The 24,906-nt window shown below is 33.8% G+C and carries 22 protein-coding genes, 1 tRNA gene and 1 pseudogene; 13 read left to right on the top strand and 11 right to left on the bottom strand.

Features of this window, described 5'->3' with window-relative positions; translation table 11 throughout:
• The first annotated feature begins 40 nt into the window (after positions 1-40).
• Positions 41-1,057: a UDP-glucose 4-epimerase GalE gene (galE, locus tag DZ60_RS0112640; RefSeq protein ID WP_025742434.1), complete on the top strand. Its 1,017-nt coding sequence runs from the start codon at positions 41-43 to the stop codon at positions 1,055-1,057.
• Between the two features lie 236 nt (positions 1,058-1,293).
• Here galE and DZ60_RS0112635 read toward each other — a convergent pair whose 3' ends face one another.
• The 7 genes from DZ60_RS0112635 to DZ60_RS0112605 all read right to left on the bottom strand — a co-directional run bounded on the left by DZ60_RS0112635 (position 1,294) and on the right by DZ60_RS0112605 (position 9,035).
• The gene (locus tag DZ60_RS0112635) at positions 1,294-3,414 is read right to left on the bottom strand and encodes a peptidylprolyl isomerase (RefSeq protein ID WP_025742433.1); all 2,121 of its coding nucleotides are present in this window, start codon (positions 3,412-3,414) and stop codon (positions 1,294-1,296) included.
• A 225-nt stretch (positions 3,415-3,639) separates the two neighbouring features.
• Positions 3,640-4,908, bottom strand: a complete 1,269-nt coding sequence (locus DZ60_RS0112630) for a hemolysin family protein (RefSeq protein WP_025742432.1) — start codon at positions 4,906-4,908, stop codon at positions 3,640-3,642.
• Positions 4,909-4,911: 3 nt separating this feature from the next.
• Complete coding sequence (locus DZ60_RS0112625; RefSeq protein ID WP_025742431.1) at positions 4,912-5,106, bottom strand: hypothetical protein; 195 nt, start codon at positions 5,104-5,106, stop codon at positions 4,912-4,914.
• Positions 5,107-5,115: 9 nt separating this feature from the next.
• Entirely contained in the window at positions 5,116-5,652 is a 537-nt protein-coding gene (lptC, locus tag DZ60_RS0112620) for an LPS export ABC transporter periplasmic protein LptC (protein ID WP_051477647.1), read from the bottom strand.
• A gap of 20 nt (positions 5,653-5,672) precedes the next feature.
• Positions 5,673-7,043 (bottom strand): tetratricopeptide repeat protein, encoded by a 1,371-nt coding sequence (locus DZ60_RS0112615; protein WP_025742429.1) that lies wholly within the window; start codon positions 7,041-7,043, stop codon positions 5,673-5,675.
• Between the two features lie 19 nt (positions 7,044-7,062).
• Positions 7,063-8,307 carry a hypothetical protein gene (locus tag DZ60_RS0112610; RefSeq protein ID WP_025742428.1) on the bottom strand — a complete coding sequence of 415 codons (1,245 nt, stop codon included), beginning with the start codon at positions 8,305-8,307 and terminating at the stop codon, positions 7,063-7,065.
• Positions 8,304-9,035, bottom strand: a complete 732-nt coding sequence (locus DZ60_RS0112605) for a type III pantothenate kinase (protein WP_025742427.1) — start codon at positions 9,033-9,035, stop codon at positions 8,304-8,306. Before DZ60_RS0112605 ends, DZ60_RS0112610 begins: the two co-directional genes overlap by 4 nt.
• A gap of 98 nt (positions 9,036-9,133) precedes the next feature.
• On the opposite strand from DZ60_RS0112605, the gene DZ60_RS0112600 reads away from it, so the two are divergent.
• Positions 9,134-9,206 (top strand) — tRNA-Phe (locus DZ60_RS0112600).
• A 439-nt stretch (positions 9,207-9,645) separates the two neighbouring features.
• Here the strand turns inward: DZ60_RS0112600 and DZ60_RS0112595 are convergent.
• Positions 9,646-9,840, bottom strand: a pseudogene (locus tag DZ60_RS0112595) (cobaltochelatase subunit CobN); the annotation flags it as partial.
• A 353-nt stretch (positions 9,841-10,193) separates the two neighbouring features.
• Between DZ60_RS0112595 and DZ60_RS24280 the strand changes: the two are divergent.
• Together DZ60_RS24280 and DZ60_RS0112585 are read left to right on the top strand one after the other, a co-directional pair.
• Positions 10,194-11,540 (top strand): RICIN domain-containing protein, encoded by a 1,347-nt coding sequence (locus DZ60_RS24280; RefSeq protein ID WP_025742425.1) that lies wholly within the window; start codon positions 10,194-10,196, stop codon positions 11,538-11,540.
• Between the two features lie 335 nt (positions 11,541-11,875).
• Complete coding sequence (locus tag DZ60_RS0112585) at positions 11,876-12,742, top strand: phosphatase PAP2 family protein (RefSeq protein ID WP_025742424.1); 867 nt, start codon at positions 11,876-11,878, stop codon at positions 12,740-12,742.
• A gap of 18 nt (positions 12,743-12,760) precedes the next feature.
• Here the strand turns inward: DZ60_RS0112585 and DZ60_RS0112580 are convergent, their stop codons facing one another.
• Together DZ60_RS0112580 and DZ60_RS0112575 are read right to left on the bottom strand one after the other, a co-directional pair.
• Entirely contained in the window at positions 12,761-14,437 is a 1,677-nt protein-coding gene (locus tag DZ60_RS0112580) for a glycerol-3-phosphate dehydrogenase/oxidase (RefSeq protein WP_025742423.1), read from the bottom strand.
• 59 nt (positions 14,438-14,496) lie between these two features.
• Positions 14,497-15,513, bottom strand: coding sequence for a LacI family DNA-binding transcriptional regulator (locus DZ60_RS0112575; protein WP_025742422.1), 1,017 nt, complete (start codon positions 15,511-15,513; stop codon positions 14,497-14,499).
• A 247-nt stretch (positions 15,514-15,760) separates the two neighbouring features.
• Between DZ60_RS0112575 and DZ60_RS0112570 the strand changes: the two genes are divergently transcribed.
• From DZ60_RS0112570 to DZ60_RS0112525, 9 genes are all read left to right on the top strand, one after another.
• Positions 15,761-16,096, top strand: a complete 336-nt coding sequence (locus tag DZ60_RS0112570; protein WP_025742421.1) for an arsenosugar biosynthesis-associated peroxidase-like protein — start codon at positions 15,761-15,763, stop codon at positions 16,094-16,096.
• A 94-nt stretch (positions 16,097-16,190) separates the two neighbouring features.
• Positions 16,191-17,258, top strand: coding sequence for an arsenosugar biosynthesis radical SAM (seleno)protein ArsS (gene arsS, locus DZ60_RS0112565; protein ID WP_025742420.1), 1,068 nt, complete (start codon positions 16,191-16,193; stop codon positions 17,256-17,258).
• 1 nt (position 17,259) lies between these two features.
• Positions 17,260-17,757, top strand: a complete 498-nt coding sequence (locus DZ60_RS0112560) for a rhodanese-like domain-containing protein (protein ID WP_025742419.1) — start codon at positions 17,260-17,262, stop codon at positions 17,755-17,757.
• Positions 17,721-18,374, top strand: a complete 654-nt coding sequence (locus tag DZ60_RS0112555) for a TIGR04282 family arsenosugar biosynthesis glycosyltransferase (RefSeq protein WP_051477644.1) — start codon at positions 17,721-17,723, stop codon at positions 18,372-18,374. The genes DZ60_RS0112560 and DZ60_RS0112555 overlap by 37 nt, the downstream gene beginning before the upstream one ends.
• Positions 18,367-19,179 carry a purine-nucleoside phosphorylase gene (locus DZ60_RS0112550; protein ID WP_025742417.1) on the top strand — a complete coding sequence of 271 codons (813 nt, stop codon included), beginning with the start codon at positions 18,367-18,369 and terminating at the stop codon, positions 19,177-19,179. The genes DZ60_RS0112555 and DZ60_RS0112550 overlap by 8 nt, the downstream gene beginning before the upstream one ends.
• A gap of 118 nt (positions 19,180-19,297) precedes the next feature.
• Entirely contained in the window at positions 19,298-20,266 is a 969-nt protein-coding gene (gene arsM / locus DZ60_RS0112545) for an arsenosugar biosynthesis arsenite methyltransferase ArsM (protein WP_025742416.1), read from the top strand.
• Between the two features lie 274 nt (positions 20,267-20,540).
• On the top strand, positions 20,541-21,254 hold the full coding sequence (locus DZ60_RS0112540) for a DUF547 domain-containing protein (RefSeq protein ID WP_025742415.1): 714 nt from the start codon (positions 20,541-20,543) through the stop codon (positions 21,252-21,254).
• Positions 21,255-21,300: 46 nt separating this feature from the next.
• Positions 21,301-22,014, top strand: a complete 714-nt coding sequence (locus DZ60_RS0112535; RefSeq protein WP_034229579.1) for a TIGR04283 family arsenosugar biosynthesis glycosyltransferase — start codon at positions 21,301-21,303, stop codon at positions 22,012-22,014.
• A gap of 369 nt (positions 22,015-22,383) precedes the next feature.
• Positions 22,384-23,640, top strand: a complete 1,257-nt coding sequence (locus DZ60_RS0112525) for a sensor histidine kinase (RefSeq protein ID WP_025742413.1) — start codon at positions 22,384-22,386, stop codon at positions 23,638-23,640.
• A gap of 4 nt (positions 23,641-23,644) precedes the next feature.
• Here DZ60_RS0112525 and DZ60_RS0112520 read toward each other — a convergent pair whose 3' ends face one another.
• On the bottom strand, positions 23,645-24,640 hold the full coding sequence (locus tag DZ60_RS0112520) for a glycoside hydrolase family 113 (protein WP_025742412.1): 996 nt from the start codon (positions 24,638-24,640) through the stop codon (positions 23,645-23,647).
• Between the last annotated feature and the right edge of the window lie 266 nt (positions 24,641-24,906).

The raw sequence follows: 24,906 nt of genomic DNA, 5'->3' as shown, positions 1-24,906 counted from the left end.
ATTGTTCCTTCGTTTCACAAAATACTAAACCAATACATATATGAAAATCTTAGTCACAGGAGGATTGGGGTTTATAGGCTCTCATACCGTAACAGAATTACAGCACAAAGGCTACGAGGTAGTTATCATAGACAACTGCTCTAATTCGTCTCCAGAAGTACTTAATGGAATTAAAACCATCACAGGAAAAGATGTTATTTTTGAGAACTTTGATCTAAGAGATAAAAGCAAAGTACAAGATTTTTTTAATAGACATAAGGATATTGATGGTGTCATTCATTTTGCAGCTTCTAAAGCGGTTGGAGAAAGCGTAGAGAATCCGTTGTTATATTATGAAAATAATCTGACTACATTGGTTTATTTATTACAAGAATTAGCAAAAAAACCTGAAGCCAGTTTCATTTTCAGTTCTTCATGTACTGTATATGGTCAAGCAGATGAATTACCAATTACTGAGGACGCCCCGGTAAAAGTAGCTGAATCTCCTTATGGAAACACCAAACAAATTGGTGAAGAAATCATTAGTGACACTTGTAAAGTAACATCTGGACTAAAAGCAATTGCTCTTCGTTATTTTAACCCTATTGGTGCGCATCCCTCTGCAGAGATTGGAGAACTACCTATTGGTGTTCCTCAAAACCTTATTCCTTTTATTACACAAACAGGAATTGGACTTAGAGAACAACTTTCTGTTTTTGGTGATGATTACCCTACATCTGATGGTACCTGCATAAGAGACTACATTCACGTCGTAGATTTAGCAAAAGCACATGTGGTAGCACTACAACGTTTATTAGAAGATAAAAATAAAGCTAATTACGAAGTATTCAATGTTGGTACAGGTACGGGTAGTACGGTTTTAGAAGTGATATCTTCTTTTGAAAAAGTATCAGGCCAAAAATTGAACTACAAAATTGTAGAAAGAAGGACAGGAGATATAACTGCTGCCTATGCCGATACAACAAAAGCCAATACAGAATTAGGATGGACATCAAAAAGTAGTCTTGATGATTCCTTAAGCTCTGCCTGGAAATGGGAGCAAAAAGTAAGAGGTTAAAATAAAAACATACAATTAAGTTTAAAAAAAACTTGAAGCCCATTATTATTGATATAACATATCGAATTTTAGTTTTTGCTTTAAAAAACTAGAGGGTTTAATTAAAAAAAAGACAAAAAAAAGAGGTGAAATTATTCACCTCTTTTTTTTGTCTTTTTTTAGGACTAGTTTATTTAAGTTCATTCGAAATAAGTATACAAAAAGTATTTATATTTCGTCGTTTTAGGCTTTCTTTTTTAGTAGAACTTAGCTCTCTTATCTTCTATTTCTGCCGCTTCTTTTAGTGCCTCAAACACTTTCGTATTTACTTGTTCAGCATTCTTTTTAGTAGCTTGCGCAGCATAGCTCATATATGTATCTAAACCACTACCTGGAGTCTTTTTGGTTACCTCTATTACATATACTCCATTTGTACCTACAACAGGTTTAGAAACAGTTCCGGTTTCTAATGCGAATGCAGTTCCTACTACTTTTGGCTCAGTTCCTGCTCCACCAATTGTTGGGGTTTTCATACTCAATGAAGATGCCGTTTTCACGGTTTGACCTTGATTTTTTGCTATTGCATCAAGTGCACTTCCTGTAATTTTACTTTTTAATTGCTCAGCCTTCTTTTCTTTGATCAAAATTGATTTTACTTTTGCGGTTGCATCTTTTACCGTCATAAGTCCCTTTTCAGATTTTGCAGTCAACTGTACTACAGCATATCCTTCAGGAATGTCAAAACGTTTGATATCACCTACTTTAGACTCTTCATTAAATGCCCATTGTACAATTGATCTGTTTGCACCTAATCCTGGAATATTTTCGTCTAATTCCTTAACTTTATTTACAGGTCTTACTGTTAACTCACCTTCTTTAGAAACTGTCTCAAAATCTTTATCCTTTGCAGAGATTTGAAATTTTGTTGTTTCTGTAAAAATTTCATTGATCGTTTTTTCACTAGGCTCTACTTTTTGTGCTATAGTAGCTACCTGCACTGCCTTTTGAAAGTTCTTCTGATCCTCTATAGTGATAATATGGTATCCAAATTGTGTTTCTACAATACCCTGATCTCCTGTCTCACTTTCGAAACAAAATGTATTGAATGCCGGCACCATAGCTCCTGGAACAAAATATCCTAAATCACCACCTTTGTCCTTGTTAGAACTATCAGCAGAAAATTCTGGTGCCAAAGCAGCGAACTTAGTCTTATCAGCTTTTGTCACTGTAAGAATACTATCGGCTAAGGTTTTTGCTTCTTCTTTTGTGCGTTTTGTATCACCTGCAGTACCGAGACCTTCCCAAGAAATTAGTATATGACTTGCTTTTACAGAATCTGGCATTTGCTTATTCGCTACAATTTTAGAGATTTTGATATATTCTTTATCCTTATACGGACCATATACATCTCCTATTTCTAGATTATATAATGTATCTGCAACTACACTTGGCAAGTCTTTCTTGAACACAAAACGATCATCAAATTTCAGAGCTGAATGTTGATTTACAAAACTCTTTGCGTCCTTTATATTTCTAAACCCTAAAATTGAATCTGTAGTACTAGTATCCTTATTAAATTCTACACGATCATTTAATAAAGCAGACACATCACTCATTACTTGGTTTTCATCTTCTTCACTTGGCTCCTCCTTAAACATTACATACTTAATACTTCTTGAAGCCTCGGCTTGATATTCTTCTGCATGAGCACTGATATAAGATTGTATCTCAGAATCACTTATTGTAATATCTGCATCAGGAATACTAGTATAAGGTAGTTGTACATATTTAATATCAACCTTATCATTTTCCATTTTATAAACTAACTCACCTTCTTTGAGGGTCGATCCAATTCCCGCCTTAATCATAGTTAGGTATGTTTCTTGCCTAGCTCCTTTACCAATTGAAGCCTCATAATCCAACCATTGTTGATATGCTTGCGGAGATGTTTCTTTAACATTTGCCACATATTCTTGCATTTTGGCTTTATCAAAAACGCCAGCTTCATTTTGAAACGTAGGGTTATTTGCCAATGATTCTTCTAACAATGTATTTACTTGATCTGCTCCTACTTCAATTCCTAATTCTTCAAATTGCTCTCCAAAAACTACTTCACGTACTTCTTGATTCCAAACATAATTTACAGCCTGAATACTAGATCCTCTACCTCCAAAATTTCTAGAAGCTGCCTCTACTTTTTTGGCGAAATCTGTTCGGTCAATATCTTGCCCATTAATGGTTGCTATTGTACTCTCTGCTTTTTGAGAAATAGCTCCTCCATTACGGATCAAATCTGCTAATACAAATGAGAATAATGCTAATGCAATTATCACTATTAGAAAAACCGAACGTTGTCTGATTTTATTTAAAACTGCCATGATGTGTAATTATTTATTCAAAATATAGTGGGCGAAAATACCATTTTATTGTAATAATACCAATTAAAAACTAAAAGTCTTATTGAAGTTTTTATCCTTTGGTTGTTTACCAGAGAATGACGCACTAAATATAGCTATGAATTCTTTTGAAGGAGTACAATTTTTTGCTTCAAATAAGTATTAAAGCATTATTTAAGTTATAGAGTCCCTAACCGAAAATCATGACTAATCCTCTGATTGCACATATAACTCGACAAGCTCGATTTTAGTATTCGAAGTTTCTATAATTTTAATTTTAAAGGCATTAATCACAACCTCATCACCTTCTTCAGGAATTTCTTCGGTATGATTCACAATCATACCGCCGAGCGTTTCATAGTTTTCATCTTCTGGCAAGTCCAGCTTATAAGATTCATTAATATGATCTACTTCAATTCTCGCAGAAAATCGATATGTATGCTCTGAGATCTGCTCTTCTGTAAGTTCTACAGAATCATGCTCGTCTTCGATCTCTCCAAAAAGCTCTTCTACAATATCCTCTACAGTTATAATACCACTTGTACCTCCGTATTCATCTATTACAACTGCAATGCTTTTATGTTTTTTGATTAAAAGATTCAAAACATCCTTTACAAACATAGTTTCTGGCACAAAGACCACAGGAAGTAATATGGCCCGAATAGATTTTGGTTTCTTAAACAACTCAAAAGAATGCACATAACCTATAATATCATCAACACTTCCATTGTATACAATAATTTTTGACAATCCTGTATCAATAAACAATTTACTTATTACTTCTATCGATTGAGACTTTTCTACCGCGACAATTTCTGTCCTCGGGACCATGACTTCTCTAGATTTTACATCTGAAAAATCTAATGCATTCTGAAAAATCTGTATTTCACTATCGATATCATCATGTTCCTCTACGGTTTGCATTTGCTCACTAATATAATCTCCCAGTTCTGTTTTACTGAAAGCAAGCTGCACCTCATCACCTTCGGTTTTAAAAAATTTCTTGAGAACCAAATCTGAAACCCAAATCACAAAAGAAGAAATTGGAGAAAAGAGTACATAAAAAAAATATGCAGGAAACGAAAATGCTTTAAGCAAGGTATTCGAATATATCTGAAAAAATACTTTGGGTAAAAATTCTGCCGTAATTAAAATAAAAAAAGTCGAAATAAGTGTTTGCAGTAATAAATTAAAACTAGCAACCATTTCAGGAAAATATCCTTCGATAGAAGCTGTTAACAAAGCGCCCATATAGAACCCATAAATAACCAACGCAATGTTATTACCGACCAGCATGGTCGCAATAAATTTTGAAGGTTTCTTAGTTAATCTTGTAAGCACATTAGAGATAAAACCTCCTTGCTTTTTTTCTATTTCAATGTGAATTTTATTAGAGGAAACATAAGCGATTTCCATGCCCGAAAAAAAGGCCGAAAGGATAAGACAAAATACAATAACAATGATTTGTATTTCCATGAACTAACCTTTGTTACTTCTTTCAAATTTTCTTCTGAAATTTCTTTTAAAAAAAAACATGAATATGGCAGCACCAGCAAAAAAAAGATACAATGTACTTCTTCCTCCATCCTGACCCCATTCTACATATGCCTGATATGCAAAAAAACATACAATTGCCAAATAGGCATACTCAAAAAACTTAAATACTTTAGTCATAGTATTAGATTACTCTTCAATAAACATCACTCCGTCATTAATTCTTGAATTCAAGATAGTAAAATCCTGATTAGCATCAAAACCATCGGCTTCATTAATTGTCCCGTCAGGAAGGTGGCTCTTATATGGCTGATCTGTAAAAACCCAACTAAGAGATTGATCCCAATACAGTTGTTTTGCCTGCAAATGAGTACTATCAGAGGTACGTATATCTACGTTTCCTTTCATATCAATAATACCCGTTTGTTGATACGAAATAGCATAATCTGCAGTCACTATACTTGTTTTACCTTCCTCATCAATAATATCTAAAACAATCCCATCAGGAAACTCATGATAAGGAAACGACTTATTCGAATAGTCTAACACTCTCGATGTTTTTAGTATTGCCGTAAGCCTTCCAGAATCAGTATACTTTAAATTAACCTCAAAAGCTTCTGCTATCGGAGCTTCTTCTGAGATTACATATTGCTGAGAATTTCTTTTATTTGATTGACATGAAAAAAACATTGTCACAGCAAATACTGTGACAACGTTTATAATCATATACTTTTTTTTTGATTGCATTACAGCTTAGGTACCTTTACGGTTTCTCCAATCCAACACCCTACACTCACAGACTTTATCCCTGGATTATTAAATATATCCGTCTTTGTTGGTGCTTTTGCTCTATAATTTGCAGCATATTTATTTGCTGTAGACTTTAAACTTGGATCAACTTTTCCTGCCTTACGAGCATAGTTTTCTGCTAACCAGTATACAGCTCTTTTACTAAATACATCTGCTCCACAATTGTTTGCACTACCTGCAATCATAGTTGCAATTCTTAAGTAACACACACCCATAGATGGTTTGTAACTTAAGGCTTTCTTATAGTAAGTTCTAGCTTTCCCTTTACTACCTTGCTTTTTCATTACTTCACCAATCTTGAAATATACTTTTGCCTTATCACTAGATTTTGTTTCTAGTTCTGCTGATTGATTAAAATACTTTAAAGCTGTGGTTGTCTTTTTATCCTTAAGCGCTAATATACCTAAGTAATAAGCTGTTTTTGCAGAGGGCTCTAATTTATGTTGCGACTCTACTAACTTAAAAAACAATGGATCATCAGTACATTCCTTAGCATACATTCTTCTAGATGCACTTTTTACCCAATTGATATCTGAACTCTTAGAGGCAAATTGACCATTATATAAAGGAATTAAGTTTTTACAATCTGCAAGTTCACCAAGTTTTTGATTAATACCTGCCTTTACTTTACTAAATGCTGTTAAATTGATTCCTGCATTCTTAAGTTTTTTCTTCTCTTTTGATGACAAAGCAGTCCCTGCTTCTTCTTTTTCGCTTAATGTTGCGATTATCTTTGCTAATCTACTTTCTTCATCCTCTATTTTTTCTGTAATATCATCATACATATCAAAAACAGATTGCAATTCTTTTTTCCCACTACCATGCAGATCTACTAAAAGAGAGAAATAAGTGTATAACTTCTTAGGTCTTTTGAAATTTGCTTTATCCTGCGTGTATGCTTTGTCAAATTCAGCAAACTGACTTTCTGTAGTTCCTATTTTGTTGTCATACATTAACTGACCTATATCAGAATGCATATCTCCTATTTTAGTTTTCGCTGCAAAATACTGATAGCGTTCTTTCCACAAAGTGATTTTCTCTTTTGCCAGTGCGACTTTATCTGTAGCAGCAGCTTTTTTATATTTTGCAGTAAGTAACTTTTGTCCGAATTGAAATGTAGCAACACTGTAAGTAGGACATTCTTTTCTCACCTTCCATAAAGGCTCCTCTGCGGCATCATAATTCTTGACCTTGGCATGCTCGTATGCAACCGAAGCTGTAGTCCTACAGTCAATAGCTTGAGCACTTATATTTACTGTGCCCAAAACCAATCCTGTTGCTATAGTAAGTATAATTTTGGTATTCATAGCTTTTATATTATTGTAATTAATTAAATTTTATTTTTCTAAACCATTTATCATTCAAAGAGAAACTGAGGGATACATTAAAAAATGCTTCTTGTACAAGTCCAAAATCTTTTGTTCCTCGCTGACCGTATTCAAAACCTATATTGGTATTCGAAAATAATCGGCCAACTGGTAATCCTACTCCAAAAGATATGCCAAACTCTTCTATCGTCTGATCATTGATACTTAAACCTGTTTCTTCTAGACGTAATCCTGCGCGATATACAACACGACTAAAATAGCTTGTTAATGAATTATATTTAGGCACAAAATACCCCCCTATTTTAAGTTTTGAAACGTCTTCATACTCTATCTTATTTTGTCCGGATACAAAATTCGTATATTCTCCTGCATCTGCATACACGTATTCTGCCCCCACGAACCATTTTAAAGGCTCTCCAATACCAGTTCCGAATTTAAACTCTGCGGGCAAGTTTATTTCCTCATCATTAATTTCGATCTCCTGCTCTTCTACAACTCCCTCTTGACCACTAGTGGTTACTATTACGGTTGCAAGTTCCCTTATTGACTCAGAAGACAAATCAAATGATGGCGTTGACACTATAGATGCTGACAACTCTAATTTCTGAGAAATCATAGCCTTATACATTACACCGAATGACACACTAAAAGCTGACAAATTCGAGCTTGTTATTTCTCTTGTACTATATTGAATGTCTTCTAAGGTTAATAGCGATTTTCTTTCAATATTTCCAAAGTTATAATTTAAATCTAAACCTATATTCAGATTTTTGTTAAGCTTATACCCTGTTGATACGAAAACCTTATTTAATCCCCCTGTTCCTGTAAACAAAACTTCACTTTCATCTTCGACCACATCGACTAGTTTATACCCTACAGAAGTAAGAGGAACAACTCCAAAACCAAAACCAAACTTTCCTGCAGGAATTCCTACTGCTAAATAATCTAAAGAAGTGTCATCTCCAGAAGAAGATTCTGTTACATTGCCTATCTCAAAATTACGATATGATGTACCTATCGTATAGGTTGTAAGTGCTAACTCACCGTACGCAGCTGGATTTTGAAGGTTTAAATGAATACTATCGCCCAAAACACTAAGCCCTCCCATAGATCTATTCTCTACAGTTCCTTTAAACTTCTGACTTCCTACCCCGTAAAAAGAATACGGTGAAGAGGTTCCTTCCTGAGCATACGATATCCCACCAACAAACACCAACACAATTACTAAAATCTTCTTTATCATTTACTTTTATTAAATACCAAAATGCTGTTTAATCCCTCCAATAAAAAATTGGAAGTGGCAAATATGCCATTTTTTAATCTTTTAGACAAAAAATCGACATCCCCACCGGTTAAAATAACTGTTAAATCAGGATAAATGTTGCAATATTGTTCGATTACTCCATCAATTTCATGTAAAACTCCAAAAATCACACCCGAATGTATTGCCTCATTAGTTGTTTTTCCTATCTGATGTTCTGGAGATGTTATCTCTAACAACGGTAATTTTGCGGTATAATTATTAAGGCTTTTATATCTTAGTTGTAACCCGGGTGCAATAGCTCCACCGAGATACTCTTCCTTCTTATTTTTAAAATCATATGTTATACAGGTCCCGGCATCAATCACCAACACATCTTTTTTTGGATACTGAGCTACAGCGCTAGCAACGAGTGCAAGACGATCAATCCCAAGTGTTGTTGGTGTTTCATATAAATTTTTAAAGGGTAGAGGTACATTGTGATCTAGAACAAGGAGATCAAAAAGTTTTTTTACTTGATTACTGTTTTTTATCTCAAGACTACCTACAGACGAAATAATTGCGTGTTCAATTTCTGGGTACTCAGTATCAATATCAGATATAATTTCTTCAAAATCAACCTGTTTAACCGCAGTCTTATAGATAATTTCTGAAGCCTTAAACACTCCAATTTTAGTATATGTATTGCCTACATCAATAACAAGATTCATAGTTTTTTACCTAAGTTGCAAACTTACAAAACGATTTTTTTAATTTTTTCTTTTGAGTATTAAAAAAAGCGTTCTATATTTGCATCCGCTTACAGCGAGGTGCCTTAGCTCAGTTGGTAGAGCAAAGGACTGAAAATCCTTGTGTCCCTGGTTCGATTCCTGGAGGCACCACCTCAAAAGCCCAAACAATTTGTTTGGGCTTTTTTTTATTAATAAACTATTGATTTTTAATTATCTGAATCTTAAAACAATATCTGATAACCCATCTCATTTTTTTCTTTTTTAAGGGTTTTACAAGTATTTAAAACGGCTATTTCCCATTAAAAGCGTTTTTCCTCATAAAACCAAACGTATGGTTCGAAAAAATCTATCCTTTATGTGATCCTTAATTTTTAAAAAAAAGTAATTAATGTATATCTACTTTACTGGAACTAGAGGTTTATACCGGATAGCAAGCGGGACTTATAAACTAGAAATGTTATCTGGAGATTTAAATTAAATATACTGCTTCATTTAATGCATGAATATATTACGTTTTTTATTCTGTGATGGCATCTGCATTTTTATAGATTTCCTTTAATTCGGCTATCGTTTCCTCAGATGGGTTTTCTCACATTCCTCTTTGAATGACCTCTAACATACGTTCGGACATATCTTTTAACACCCATGGATTATGTGCTTCTATAAAAGCTTTATTACCCTCATCGAACAAATAGTTTTCAGTGATTTGTTCGTACATAAAATCTTCTATTAAGTTCGTGGTGGCATCGTAGGCAAATAAATAATCCATGGTAGCAGCCATTTCAAAAGCACCTTCTAAAACTACTTCTCACTCCTATTTATCCTGACTCGTTTACCCCTATAACATCGGATAAAAAACTTACTACGACATCATACATTTTTCAAAAAATAACTAAAAAAATAGATCTTTTAAACATCAAAAAAATGTGAATTTCAAAAAATAACCAAACAAGCACATGTACACTATTCTTAAAAAATGCATAATAAAAATACCTAATAACCATTTTAACAGTGTCAAAAATAAAAAAATGGCAATTATGTTTAATTTTCTATTAAAAATTAGTTAATTTTATATCATGTTAATTGGTTAACCAATTAAACAATTGCAGCACAATTTTAACACTAAAATTTTATCACATGAAAACTCATTTTTTAAATCAAAAAAGGGATTATTTCTTTCCCTACGGGCAATTATTCGCAGTGCTACTTGCAGCACTCTTATTTTCTTGTACCAATGAAACTCTTGAAGAAACTGACATAGATATTACTACAGACGCAGTAATAGAATCCAAAGCAACTCCCGCTGTTGGAAAGACTTATACTATTAAAAATTTAAAAAGCGGACGCACATTAGATATTGCCAACAAAAGCAACAACAATGGAGCTAACCTACAATTATGGGGAACTAATGCCAACACAACTGGGACCCATAGACAATGGCAAATACTATCTGTTGGAGACGGATATGTAAGGTTAAAAGGAGTAGATAGCGGAAAATCACTTGAGGTCTCCGCAGGTAGCAATTCTAACGGTGCTAATGTCCAGCAATGGGCTTACGCAGGTACCACTCATCAAGAATGGCAAATACTATCTGTTGGAGATGGTTATTTTAGACTTAAAAACAGAGATAGCGGTAAAAGTCTATGGGCTCAAGGAACTGCCAATGGAAGTAATGTTGCTCAATATGCTTATAAAGGATGGCAGAGCCAAAAATGGTTTTTTACCGAAGTTGGCGGAAGCTCAAATCCTCCTACGACCGGTGATTCTCCAGCAGCAGTTTTAGGGATTACTAGCAATGACTGGAAACTTAATGGTTTTACAGGGAGCCCAAGCAACGACCCTAATTATGTAGATAACATGCCAAATCTAGGAAGTTATGAGGATAGCAACTATTTTTATACTGATGGTGAATGGGTGTTTTTTAAATGCTATCGAGGTCTGGGTGGATCTGAAAATTCGGATAACCCAAGGGTTGAATTACGCGAAATGAACGGAAGTGGCTCTGAAGAATACTGGACAAACGAAGGTACAAACTCAATGGAGTTTACAGTAAGAGTAGACCAACTATCAAACAATGTAAATAACAATGCTGGGGTAGTATGCGTAGGGCAAATACATGGCCCCGGCAGCTCTGTAGATGATATTATAAGAGTACAATTTTACGGAAACGCCGGACAATCATCTGGTAATGTAAGACTTAAAATCAGCGGATATATAACCGAAGATGTAATAGGTAGCAGCCAATTTATTGATAATGGCTATAAACTAGACACCTCATACACAATGAAAATAACGTATAATTCTGATGACTATGTTAGGCTTTATGTAAACGGAAGCCAAGTATTTTCGCAAAAGATGGATACAGACAAGGATGACAACTATTTTAAAGTTGGTAACTATATTCAAGAATCTAAAGGCGCTAGTTACGATGGATCTAATGCCATCGTTAGAATTAAGAACTTAAAAATCACACATACCAATTAATCTTTTTTAAGTTTATAAAAAACAAAGAGACTGTCTACAAAAGACAGTCTCTTTCTTATATATTCATTTAATACAATTCTTCTTGGCCTACCAAATCTTAAAATCATGATAAAATTGTCTCAAAAAAATATCCCGGATTAAATGCATCGCATTTTCTTTGTCATTTGTTATAAAACTAAAACACCTATAATCAAAAACTTATATTTTTAAACCCCTTTTAATAAATACCACACAAAACAATTCTTGTTAAAAAAAAGAAAAAATCACCGCTTTAGCAGGAATCGAATTGAAGAAATTGTCTACTTGTTATTATTTTTGACATGTAAACCTTATCAATGATCCACTCCAAAGCGATATTCACCCTTTCTTTGCTATTTATCTTTTATAGCGGCTATACTCAGAATTCATACACAAATAAGGATTCTTTAAACACCCAACAAAAAAAAGAATCTATCTGGCAACTAATAAAATATGACGGATTATCTATTTATGGCGGTATAAAACATGTGTACAGCCAACCATTGAAATGGAAAAAAAATGACTGGGCTATTTTTGCAGGAAGCCTTGTAGGGCAATCAATTTTATTGACGCTTGACGAACCCGCAAACTCATACTTCACAAAACAAAAAGAAAGTATCCCCGACATTATTAAAGATGCCGGGTTTCATTTTGGAAAACCATTAATTAATTATGGATTAACAGGTAGTGTTTATACGCTGGGATTACTTACAAAAAATGAAAAAATACGAAAAACGGGAGTTTTACTAATCGCATCAGCTACGGCAGGTGGATTGATACAAACTACTAGTAAAACACTATTTGGACGAGCACGACCAAATGTGGGAGAAGGAAATTTTAGTTTTAGATTCTACAATCATGAACCTGGATACCACTCTTTTATGTCAGGACACGCTATTTTAGCAATGACAACTGCACATGCATTTGCCAAACAGTTTGATAATATATTTACCAAAAGTGGTATTTATGCTCTCGGACTTATTACTCCAGTATCCCGTCTTTGGGAAGGAGCTCATTGGTTAACAGATATTACCGCCGGAATTGCAATTAGTATTATTGTAGTGGATAGCGCGAGTAATTACCTCAAAAAAGAGAAAAGATACCTAATTACCGATAAAAAAAACAAAATCAGATGGAATTTTCGGCTCGGAGCCAATCAACTTGGTATTGTTGGTAGCTTTTAAATTTGGCAACCAACTTTATTAATAATAAGTAGTTGCGTCTTGTAATAATTCATCTAACAAAATATTTTCTTTTTCAATTCTTTTTGTATCCCAATTAAAATAATAAACAAAGTCTTCTTCTACCATCTTTCTGTAGTCCCGCACGCTTTTGATATTAAAATAGAGTCTACCTGTCCTTCTAACAAAAAAATCTGCTAAGCCATTAGTCATCTCATAATGCACACTATACCACAGTTCAGCTCTTATCAATTTTTCTAATTGAGAATTCTTAGTAAAAAAAGACATTTTATCAATAATTATATCAGACTGCCTACCATATGTAGAGGTTACATACCAGCCAAAATAAGGATCACTTATCCCCAAATCCTTAAGTTTGTTTATGATTAATTCCTCATATAGATTCACTTCACCTGTATCAAGAAGAGGGTTACTTGTTAGCCTAATTTTTTCAGTTTTTGATTTAGAGAACCTACTCCTCATTTCTGAATCCATTGCATCTGTAACTGCATCTACTGCCCGTTGAGCCATCTTACGATACCCTGTTAACTTTCCTCCAGCAATTGAGATAAGCCCCGTTTCTGATATAAAAATCTCATCCTTTCTTGACAGTTCTGATGGATCTTTACCTTCCTCATGAATTAGCGGACGCAACCCAGCCCAATTAGATTCGATATCTTCTTGTGTAAGACAGATATCAGGAAACATATTATTTACTGCTTTTAATAAATACAAGGCATCTTCTTTTGTTGCAACGACTCTATCGAGATCTCCAACATAATCAGTATCGGTCGTCCCCACATACACTGTTCTTCCTCTCGGAATTGCAAAAATCATCCGACCATCTGGGACATCGAAGTAAATAGATTGCTCAAGAGGAAATCGTTCTCTAGAAAATACAAGATGTACTCCTTTGGTAAGATGTAAATACTTTTCATCAATTGAATAATCCTTTTTACGCAATACATCTACCCATGGCCCGGCTGCTGAGATAAATTTGTGAGACCTGATTGCAAAAGAACGATCTTCATTATGATCAAAACATTGCAAACTCTCTACCTTCTTATCGTTATCATAATTAAAAGAAGTCATCTCACAATAGTTCAAACAATTTGCTCCAAAAGAGGCTGCTTTTTTTATTAACTCAATAGTTAATCTAGCATCATCAGTTCTGTATTCAGCATAATAACCACCCCCAAGCAATCCTTCTTTATTAAGAAGAGGTTCTTTGCTTAGTGTTTCGTTAATGCTCAACATTTTGCGCTTATCCTCTCCTTCTACATTGGCAAGGAAATCATACACCACCAATCCCAAAGAAGTCATCAGTTTACCATACGTTCCTCCTTGTATAAGAGGAAGCAACATTTTTTCGGGGACAACCAAATGCGGTGCTAGCTTATGAACTTTGGCGCGTTCTCTACCAGATTCTTTTACTAATGCAATCTCAAACTGTTTTAAATATCTTAGCCCACCATGAACAAGTTTGGTTGACTTATTACTTGTCCCTGAAGCGAAGTCATTTTTTTCTATCAAACACACTTTTAAACCTCTAGAAATAGCATCAAGAGCAATCCCTGCACCTGTAATTCCGCCTCCTATAATTACAAGGTCATACATTTCTTTTTTTGCACTATCCAACTGCTGGCTACGATCCAGAATAGAAAATTGTAGATGAGTTTCTTCTCTTAGAGACCTCATATTTTATAAACTATATTTAGTATTACTACTTCTGAAACAACCTTGTTTCGCAAAAAAAATTATTGTCGCAATGTAGAATCCCTAAGAATTAAAGACGTCTTGACTATCTCTGTTGTTGTTTTATAGTCTTCTGAAAAATTAATCAACTGATTAAGTAAAATCTGCGCAGCTCTTCTCCCTAAATCCTTCGCATGCTGAGAGACAACTGTAAGTTTTGGATATGAATGTTGTGACAACAGACCATCTGCAAATCCGATAATAGATATATCCTCAGGAATTTTGCGTCCTAATTTAATAGACATATTAACACAAATAGCAGCACTTGTTTCATCAAGACCAAGAACAGCATCAACATTATGATTTTCAAGAAATTTTTCTATTTCAGACTCTATATCATCACCATCTTTTACAAACAACTCTATTAAAGAAACATCAGGATTCATAGCCGTTACTTCTCTTGCTCCTTCAATCCTAAGCTTAGCAACACTTAAAGCACTTATTGAGGTTATTATCGCAATTTTCTTACATCCTGTATTGATTAAATGTTGTATCGCATTCTTTGAAGCCTCCATATCATCAACTATTACTCTATCACAATCAATATCATTGGTTACCCTATCAAACATCACCATAGGTACATTATCCCTTTTCAGAACCTCAAAATGACTTAAATCGTTGACAACTTGCGTCTCCTGACTCAATGCTACAATAAATCCATCTACACTGCTATAATTAAGCATCTCTACATATTCTATTTCTTTTTTATGAGATTCATTGGTTATACAAGTAACAATTTTATAACCGTTCTCAGAAGCTTCTTTTTCTATCCCGAACAAAGCCTCTGCAAAAAAATGATTAAGGATTTCAGGTAAAATAACCCCAATTGTTTTAGTTTTACTACTCTTCAGACTCACGGCCAACGCATTAGGCTTATAATTATAAAAGCTTGCAAGTTCGTGCACTCTTTTTATAGTCTTTTCACTTATTTCCGAATCATTTTTTAGTGATTTTGAAACTGTAGAAATCGACAAGTTCAATTCTTTGGCAAGTTGCTTGAGTGTAACTTTTTTCCTCATAACCTTGATTTTTCAGTTTTTTGTCCCTTTTCAAGGATTTGTAGGGCTAAAAATAAGCTTTTTTATAAATGTACTATGATATAACACCAACTTTGTATTCTTAATACTATCTTTTACCCAAAAAAAGTACTCGTTTATTAATTCGAGTTTTTTATCTTAGAACCTAGTAACATCAATTTTATTGTAAGGATTGATGCAGTATTCACGACAGATATATAAATACATATGTCACAAAAAAAAACAAAGCATGTCTAAAACATACTATGACCCTGCAGATCTCAGGAAATTTGGAAAAATCACAGAATGGAGTGAAGAATTGGGGACTAAATTCTTTGATTATTATGGAAAGGTTTTTGAAGAAGGAGCTCTGAGTGCCAGAGAAAAGTCTCTTATTGCCCTTGCCGTTTCGCATGTCGTAAAATGCCCGTATTGCATAGACGCTTACACTAAAGACGGTTTACAGCGCGGTATTACTAAGGAGGAAATGATGGAGGCAGTGCATGCAGGTGCCGCAATAGAAAGTGGTGCAACTTTAGTCCATGGAGTACAAATGATGAATAAATACGAAAAACTATCTATGTAAGGAGCTAAACAGTCCCTCTTAATTTTTTGGAACTCATATATCACAATAGAAAATATGATTCCTAAAAAGGAAAAATAAAATCTAACTAAAGAAGATGCCAGAAGTAAAAACAAAACAATCTCTTCATAAACGCAATGATGAATTAGCCAATACCAATAGGCAACTAGAAATCCTAAATAATGGAATTTTTGAAAGCGGAGAACTTCCAAAATTTGCAGATAAAATTGCACAAAACGGTCATTCTTCATTACAACCAAAGAAACTAGAAATCCTACAAATAAATGTTGGCTACATGTGCAATCAGGTTTGTGAGCATTGTCATGTAGATGCAGGGCCCGACCGTAAAGAAATCATGACCAGAGAGACCATGCAGCAATGTCTCGACGTTATAAAAAACACGGGAGCTCATACCTTGGACTTAACGGGTGGAGCTCCAGAAATGAATCCTAACTTCAGATGGTTTGTAGAAGAAGCCAGCAAACTAGGAATCAAAGATTTTATTGTCCGTAGTAATCTCACAATCATTAGAGCCAATAAAAAATACTATGACCTCCCTGATTTTTTTGCTGCCCATAATGTACATGTAGTGTCATCAATGCCTCATTGGACAAAAGGAAAAACCGATAAACAGCGCGGTAATGGTGTTTTTGACGCCTCAATAAAAGCATTACAAGAACTAAATGATAGAGGATATGGCATGCCTGACAGTAAATTAAGGCTAGACTTAGTCTACAATCCATCAGGTGCTTTTTTACCAACAAATCAAGAAGCAATGCAAAAAGATTTCAAAAAAGCACTGCTAGAAGATTTTAATATCAACTTTCATCAATTGTTTGCTATTACCAACCTGCCCATTAGTAGATTTTTGGATTACTTGATTGCCTCAGAAAACTATGAAGATTATATGTATTCTTTGGTCGAAGCTTATAACCCATCTGCCGTATCCAATGTAATGTGTACAAACACAATCTCAGTTAGCTGGGATGGATGGCTTTACGATTGTGATTTTAACCAAATGCTTGGTCTTAAAGTCGCAAGCAAAGTAAAGCATATTAGTGACTATAATGAAGAAGTACTTCAGAAAAGAAACATTGTTATTTCACAACATTGTTATGGATGCACCGCAGGGGCAGGAAGTAGTTGTCAGGGAACCGTTGCATAAAATGAAAAGTTATATCACATCTATCTTTCTTGTCATTTCTTGTTTCTGTGCAGCGCAGCAAACTTTAGATCAATTACTTGATCAGTATACTGACAGAAGTATTCCTTATATTTCTACAGAAAGATTAGCCTCCATTCAGGATTCGGTTATTCTATTTGACACTAGAGAAAAAGAAGAATATAATGTAAGTCATTTAAAAAATGCCATTCATATTGGGTATAATCATTTTAAGATAAAATCGTTTATCCGAAAAAATATTTCAAAAGACGCTCATATTGTTGTGTATTGTAGTCTAGGTATTCGATCTGAGAATATCGGAAAACGCCTCAAGAAAGCAGGATACATAAACACTTCCAATTTATACGGCGGTATTTTTGAATGGAAAAACAAAGGCTATCCTGTCTTTACAACAAAAGAAGAAATTACAGATAATATTCATGCTTATTCTGAAGAATGGAGTGCATGGCTTTATCAAGGAAAAAAAGTATACTCAAATTGAAAAAAAAGAATCTTTTATTAATTTTTACAAGAAATCCAGAGTTAGGCAAATGCAAAACTCGCTTAGCGGCTACCATCGGAGATCAAAAAGCACTTGAAGTATATTCATTCTTACTAGAACATACGGTTTCAATAACCAAAAACTTACCTGTGCATAAAGAAGTGTATTATTCTGAAAAAATCAGGGAAAACGATTTTTGGGATGAAAAAATTTACAGCAAACAAAAGCAAATCGGAGAAGACTTAGGAGTACGAATGAAAAATGCTTTTGAGAAAGGATTTGAACAAGGGTTTGCTAATGTAATTATTATAGGTAGCGATATGTACGACTTAAGTCAACAAGATTTAGAAAACGCTTTTTTAGATTTAGAGACTCATGATTATGTTATAGGGCCTGCAGAAGATGGCGGATATTACTTATTAGGAATGAAATGCTTAAATTCACTGGTTTTTAAGGATAAAAACTGGGGAACAGAAACGGTACTCAGAGACACCTTAGAAAACATAAAAGATCAACAAATAAAACTATTAGAAGAACGTAATGACATTGATTATTATGAAGATATAAAAGACATTACCGTTTTTCAAAAATTTATAATTCAACAAAACAATGATTAAACTTATAGAAGAAACAACAGAATTCCTTCAGGAAAAAGGTTTTGACAATCCAGAAATAGGGATCATTCTAGGAACAGGATTGGGGCAATTGATTAATGAAATAGAGATTATCAAAGAAATTAGCTATAATCATATTCCCAACTTTCCTACAGCAACAGTAGAGTTTCATAAAGGAAAATTAATCTATGGTAAGCTAGAAGGTAAACTAGTAATAGTGATGCAAGGAAGGTTTCATTTGTATGAAGGGTACTCCTTGCAAGATGTTACCTACCCTGTTAGAATAATGCATAAATTAGGTATTAAAACCCTTTTAGTGTCAAATGCCTCGGGAGCTATTAATTTGGATTTCAAAAAAGGAGAACTTATGCTTATCGATGACCATATTAATTTACAAGGAGGGTCCCCTCTTGCCTTTAAGGGTGTCGAGCAATTAGGCAGTAGGTTTACCGATATGAGTGCTCCTTATGACCTGAAAATGAACACCAAATTAGAAGCAATTGCGGTTAAGAATAACATTAACCTTCATAAAGGAGTATATGCATCGGTACTAGGACCTCAGCTAGAAACTCGTGCCGAATATCGATATCTAAAAAACATTGGAGCTGATGCCGTAGGGATGAGTACAGTGCCCGAAATTATTGTCGCCAACCACTTAGATCTTCCTGTAGCTGCCGTTTCTGTATTAACAGATGAATGTGACCCTGATAACCTGCTTCCGGTAAATATCGAAGAAATAATTGCCATGGCAAAAAAAGCAGAACCAGAAATGATCGTTCTTTTTAAAGAATTAATACAAACACTATAGCGGATCTTAATGAACATCTCAAAGTACATGCCTACTTTATAGGTGTATATATTAAGACTATTATTAAAATTAAAAACCACTAATACTTTAGATATTAGACATAGATAAAAGTAAAATTATGAGCTATTTAGATACTACTCACGATGTTTATAAAGAAGCAGCACTTACACCTGATATCGGATTGTGTTGCACCACTAATCCTATTTGGGAACTTCCTGGGCTTAAAATTCCAAAAATAATGCAGGAAATGAACTATGGTTGTGGTAGTACGGTCAATGCCCGAGACCTTACAAATTCTCCAAAAATATTATATGTTGGTGTTGGTGGCGGAATGGAGTTATTACAGTTTTCTTACTTTTCTCGTCAAAAAAACGGTGTTATAGGTGTTGATGTAGTAAACGAAATGCTTGAAGCTTCTCGCAAAAACTTTAAGGAAGCCGAAAATCAAAATGATTGGTTTGACAGTTCATTTGTCGATCTAAGGTATGGTGATGCACTTAATTTACCTGTAGAAGATAACAGTATCGATGTTGCTGCTCAGAATTGTCTATTCAACATTTTCAAAGCTGAAGATCTTAAAAAAGCTATTCAGGAAATGTATCGTGTTATAAAACCTCACGGCAGATTAGTTATGAGTGACCCTACTTGCGAACAACCTATGAATGATGCACTTCGCAATGACGAGCGATTAAGAGCCCTTTGTCTTAGTGGTAGTCTACCAATTGCCGAGTATGTCAAAGCACTTACCGATGTTGGTTTTGGCACTATAGAAATAAGAGCTCGCAAGCCATACAGAATCTTAGACCCTAAACATTATAATACAGATGAACTTATTTATATAGAATCTATAGAAGTAGCAGCTATCAAAGACCCTATGCCTAAGGATGGGCCTTGTATTTTTACAGGAAAAGCTGCAATTTACTACGGAGACCAAGATTATTTTGATGACAAAAAGGGGCATGTATTATTAAAAAACCAGCCTATTGCTGTATGTGACAAAACTGCTACTGCCTTGTCAAACCTTAATAGAGATGACCTTTTTATCAGTGAATCGACCTACCATTATGATGGTGGAGGATGTTGTTAATTGAAGTAAATAAAGTGATGAAAATGATTCAAAGAAAATGATCTGGCATCACTTTTGCTTTTTTTTAAATGAAAACAGTTTGCAGTTTTTGGATTTTAGCTTCTATATCCTCGAACAAAAAATGCAATCCATTTTTACTTAAAAAACAATACAGGTGTAAGTTTATTAGATAATTTACTACTAAACCCAAAGTTCTGGGGAAGATTGAATTTAACGAATTACATTACTGTATTGCAAAAATAACTAATTAAGTAATCCCTAAAAAGGTAGCATTATGAACATCAAAAATACCATAACACTATTTATTCTTATTAGTACTTTTGGTACTATTGAGGCACAAAACACGTTCGATCATAGCGTATGGGACCAAGCCTTAGTATTAAATGTTTCTCCAGATGGTAGGGTAAACTATACTGGTTTTATGAGAGATAGCTCTCAACTTTATCTTTACTTTTCTCAACTTTCGGAAAACCCTCCTAAAGAAAATTGGACAAAACAAGAAAAATTGGCCTATTGGATTAATGCCTACAACGCATATACAATAAAGCTTATTATCGATAGCTACCCACTTAAAAGTATTAAGGACTTAGATAAACCATGGGATAAAAAGTTTTTTAAAATTGATGGTGAATGGTATAGTCTTAATGATTTAGAGCATAAAATATTAAGAAAATTTGGAGATCCTAGAATTCATTTTGCAATCAATTGTGCCTCGGTTTCGTGTCCAGTTGTCTGGAACAAAGCCTACACAGGAGATAATCTCGATCAAGCTCTTGAAGAACAGACAAGAAAATTTATTAATGATCCCACCAGAAATTATATTACAGAAAAGGTTGTTAGTGTTTCTCAAATATTTTCATGGTTTAAGAAAGATTTTAAAATAAACGGCGGCAATGTTGTTGATTTTATTAATAACTATGCTACTGTAAAAATTACAAATCAATCTAGTAAAGGTTACAAAGAATATAATTGGATGCTAAATGAATAGTAGCACTCTGGTACACCTTAGAACAGAATAAAAAGACCTTCTTGCATTGAAAATTTCAATTATAATCCCTATTCTTAATGAAGCAGCTACCATAGGTAAGCTGCTTTCTCATTTAACTCAGGTTGCATCAGATTCTGGAAACAACATAAAAGAAATCTTAGTGGTTGATGGGGGCAGCACAGATAAATCAAAAGATATTGTACAAGACATATCAAACCGAGAACTCATTACTATAAAATTAATATCCTCTTCAAAAGGGCGTGCAAAACAACTTAATGCAGGTGCCCAAAAAGCAGAAAGTGAGATCTTATATTTTCTTCATGCCGATTCGTTACCACCTACTGATTTTGACAACTATATTCTTAACGAAGTGAAAAAAGGAAATGAAGCTGGTTGTTTTAGAATGAAGTTTGATCATAACCATTGGTGGCTTCGTTTTTTAGGATGGCTCACCCAATTTAAAAGTAAACGTTGTCGCGGAGGAGATCAAAGTCAATTTATAACGACTACCCTCTTTACTGAAATTGGAGGCTATGATGAAAAATTTATAGTTTATGAAGATAATGACCTAGTAGATCGTCTTTTTGCTATAAATACATTTGTAATTATACCAAAAGATGTGATTACCTCTGCGCGTAGGTACAAAGAAATTGGTGTCTGGAGGTTACAATATCATTTTTTTAATATTCATATGAGAAAATGGATGGGAGCTTCTTCTGAAGATTTATACCAATATTACAAGGATAGGGTCGCAAATTAAAACAAGATTCAAATTCTCTCTAACATTAATTTATATGCTATTTTAACATGTAATTACATGCTATTTTTAATATTATCATATTAATAAAACTCTAATAAAAACAGCTCAAATACAGGTTGCAAAAAACCATAAAAAAATTACTGTTTAACATTATCAACATGTTTTTAAAAGAAAAAAATATGCATTTCATCGATGTTTTTGATGTTTTTTATTTAAAAAGTAAGTTTTTTCTTGCTGATAATTTATGTAATACCTATATTGCAGTATATCATAGATAAAAAAACACATTTTATCGCTACACAATATGATTCATTATTACGTTATGGGGCCTTAAAAGATTGTATGATTAAATAACACCCTAATGTAGGTATGAAAAAATTTTTCACATTTGATAAAGTCTTATTTTCTGTTTTAATCGCTATAGTACCAGGAGTGCTTTTAGACGGTTTTGTTCAATACAATGCGGATGGATTTAGCCCCTTCTTTTATAGAGATGTAATCATGTTTGCTGTGGTTATAGCCGCTATTATTTCTCATATGATCGGTTGGATATCACAATCTAATGTGTTGGTAATATCGGATTATACAATTGTTTTTCTATTTATGGGTTCTCTTGCCATCGGTATACAAGATCCTAATTTTCAATTTGAAGCATATTTTTTAAAAGTACAGCTTATTTTAATATTAATCATTTTTGGGTTAGGGATGCTTGTTCATTTTAAGCATATTCTGTTTTTATTGACACTTAACCTAGGCTTTATAATAAGTTGCTCTATGGCATTCCCTAGTTTTCCGATAGAAAAATTTGTGTTTTTTGGCATGATCGTAAGCAGCACTTTGTTAGTTACTTTTTACTGTCAACGTATACTTATAAAGCTATCTAGAAAAGTAAAAGAAGCCAACAGATTCATCAAAATAAAAAACGAAGAGTTAAGAGAAATGAATCAATCCAAAGACGATCTCTTTAGAATTATTGGTCATGACTTAAGAACCCCTTTTCATCAATTAAAATCTTTAGTAGAAATGATTGATGAAGTTAAAAGTGAAGAAGAAAAGACCCAAATAAAAAGTCTATTAAAAGAATCTGCTGATAAAGGGAATCAATTACTTGAAGATCTATTACACTGGGGGAAAACCTACAAACAGCAATCAGAAATTCTTTTAGAAAAACAAGAAATATCAACCATAATAGATCGTGTATTTGAATTTTCTAGTTTGGATAGGAAAGCAAAACAGATTCATTTGATCAATAAATTACCAAAAGACTTACAAATTCCAATGAATAGTACAATGATGGAAACCGTTATGCGTAATTTAATTGCAAACGCTATCAAATTCTCGCATCGTGGATCCTATATTATCGTAAAATCAGAAAAACTAGATCGACAAGTGCGAATAAGTATTATGGATCAAGGTGTAGGAATTTGCAAAGAACGTCTTTACAAACTATTCAAAAGTGAAAAAAACGAATCTACCTATGGCACAGAAAATGAAGAAGGTAGTGGTTTTGGATTAAGTATTGCAAAAAAATTGGTAGAAAAACAAAATGGCACTTTTGAAGTACGAAGTGAGCGAAATAAAGGAACTGTTATAAATTTATACTTCCCTTTTAGTAGATCTGCTTAATATGCTATTCCTGGGCATAAAAAGTTTTTATAACATTTTCTGCGGGTTTATTTTGTATTGTAAATCGATTATCTTGATCTCCTCCTACCGCATTATGATTATGAAACCATTTCCATAGAAAGCCTCCAGCAAACCAAGGTTCTTTCCAAAATTCTGTATATAGAGCTGTCAATGCATTTGTTTGTGCTTGCAAGTTAACACTACCATCAAATTCGTTTGTATCCCAAGGCAATTTTGCTGTAAAATGAACACTTCGATATCCATATTCTGTAAACAAGATGGGGTTCTTTATTTTTTGTTGCAGCGTCTTTATTTTGGTTTTATGCGTCTGCCAGCCCTTCTGAAGTTCTTCTACACTAGGAGTCCTACTACTAGAAATAGGAAAATAAGCATCAATTCCTATATAATCTAACTGGTCCCAAAAAGGTACTTTATCAAATTGATCCCAATTCTCTGCATAGGTAATCGCTCCTTTATAAACACGTTTTATTTTAGAAATTAATTGATCCCAAAACTTCGATCTTTCTTGTACAAAACTATGTAACTCAGTACCTATACATAGCATTTCTATATTCATTTCTGAAGCTAGCTCTGCATATACAAGCATAAAGTTCTCATAGGTCTTTTCAAATTGCATCCAATCCGCTTCAGAATCCATTGCGATATTACCTGTAAATTCCCCTTTCCAAACCCATATTTGGGGTTTTAGCATTACACAAATCCCCTGATCCTGCAACAATGAAACTGTTTTTTTTGCACCTTCTCTACGCTCTCCCCACCACTGCCCTTGTATATCAAAAACAACAGAAGGAGTCTTAAGGCTTTTTATATACCCAAATGGCATAACAGCGGCCCACTTAGCATTAACATCAACGACGTGATCAATATGAGTTTTTGCTATCTCTTGTGGGGATCCGACAAAACTTATTCCGTTTATCTTATTTGTCTGGCCAAAACAACTACAAAAAACACAAAACACCATTACAAACAATGTTCTCATTTACAACCTATTTAGATTAAAATAACTTTACACCCAGTTATACCAAGATTAAAATACAATTTTATTTTTACCCAAAACAACAGTACGTATTTTAATCCTAATATAAGAAATGTAACCAGTAATCTTTATCCGCTTAAATCAAAGAACCTATTAGAGCATTTATATACCTAAACCAGTAAATAAATAAAAAGTAGTACCTTAAATATATTACATGATTTGACAATAATACACCTATCAAAAGCCAATATGTAACATGATTCCTAACT

Origin of the sequence: Aquimarina pacifica (assembly GCF_000520955.1) — a bacterium.
In the GTDB taxonomy this organism is placed as follows: Bacteria; Bacteroidota; Bacteroidia; order Flavobacteriales; family Flavobacteriaceae; genus Aquimarina; species Aquimarina pacifica.
This window is presented reverse-complemented; position numbering and strand designations above follow the sequence as displayed.

Coding starts and splice junctions, on each gene's coding strand:
- DZ60_RS0112570 (WP_025742421.1), top strand. CDS start 15,761: ATGTCTAAAACATACTATGACCCTGCAGATCTCAGGAAATTTGGAAAA.
- DZ60_RS0112605 (WP_025742427.1), bottom strand. CDS start 9,035: ATGAATCTTGTTATTGATGTAGGCAATACATATACTAAAATTGGAGTG.
- DZ60_RS0112520 (WP_025742412.1), bottom strand. CDS start 24,640: ATGAGAACATTGTTTGTAATGGTGTTTTGTGTTTTTTGTAGTTGTTTT.
- DZ60_RS0112540 (WP_025742415.1), top strand. CDS start 20,541: ATGAACATCAAAAATACCATAACACTATTTATTCTTATTAGTACTTTT.
- arsS (WP_025742420.1), top strand. CDS start 16,191: ATGCCAGAAGTAAAAACAAAACAATCTCTTCATAAACGCAATGATGAA.
- DZ60_RS0112525 (WP_025742413.1), top strand. CDS start 22,384: ATGAAAAAATTTTTCACATTTGATAAAGTCTTATTTTCTGTTTTAATC.
- DZ60_RS0112580 (WP_025742423.1), bottom strand. CDS start 14,437: ATGAGGTCTCTAAGAGAAGAAACTCATCTACAATTTTCTATTCTGGAT.
- DZ60_RS0112610 (WP_025742428.1), bottom strand. CDS start 8,307: ATGATAAAGAAGATTTTAGTAATTGTGTTGGTGTTTGTTGGTGGGATA.
- DZ60_RS0112630 (WP_025742432.1), bottom strand. CDS start 4,908: ATGGAAATACAAATCATTGTTATTGTATTTTGTCTTATCCTTTCGGCC.
- lptC (WP_051477647.1), bottom strand. CDS start 5,652: ATGATTATAAACGTTGTCACAGTATTTGCTGTGACAATGTTTTTTTCA.
- DZ60_RS24280 (WP_025742425.1), top strand. CDS start 10,194: ATGAAAACTCATTTTTTAAATCAAAAAAGGGATTATTTCTTTCCCTAC.
- DZ60_RS0112585 (WP_025742424.1), top strand. CDS start 11,876: ATGATCCACTCCAAAGCGATATTCACCCTTTCTTTGCTATTTATCTTT.
- DZ60_RS0112615 (WP_025742429.1), bottom strand. CDS start 7,043: ATGAATACCAAAATTATACTTACTATAGCAACAGGATTGGTTTTGGGC.
- DZ60_RS0112560 (WP_025742419.1), top strand. CDS start 17,260: ATGAAAAGTTATATCACATCTATCTTTCTTGTCATTTCTTGTTTCTGT.
- DZ60_RS0112555 (WP_051477644.1), top strand. CDS start 17,721: ATGGCTTTATCAAGGAAAAAAAGTATACTCAAATTGAAAAAAAAGAAT.
- DZ60_RS0112575 (WP_025742422.1), bottom strand. CDS start 15,513: ATGAGGAAAAAAGTTACACTCAAGCAACTTGCCAAAGAATTGAACTTG.
- DZ60_RS0112625 (WP_025742431.1), bottom strand. CDS start 5,106: ATGACTAAAGTATTTAAGTTTTTTGAGTATGCCTATTTGGCAATTGTA.
- DZ60_RS0112550 (WP_025742417.1), top strand. CDS start 18,367: ATGATTAAACTTATAGAAGAAACAACAGAATTCCTTCAGGAAAAAGGT.
- galE (WP_025742434.1), top strand. CDS start 41: ATGAAAATCTTAGTCACAGGAGGATTGGGGTTTATAGGCTCTCATACC.
- DZ60_RS0112635 (WP_025742433.1), bottom strand. CDS start 3,414: ATGGCAGTTTTAAATAAAATCAGACAACGTTCGGTTTTTCTAATAGTG.
- arsM (WP_025742416.1), top strand. CDS start 19,298: ATGAGCTATTTAGATACTACTCACGATGTTTATAAAGAAGCAGCACTT.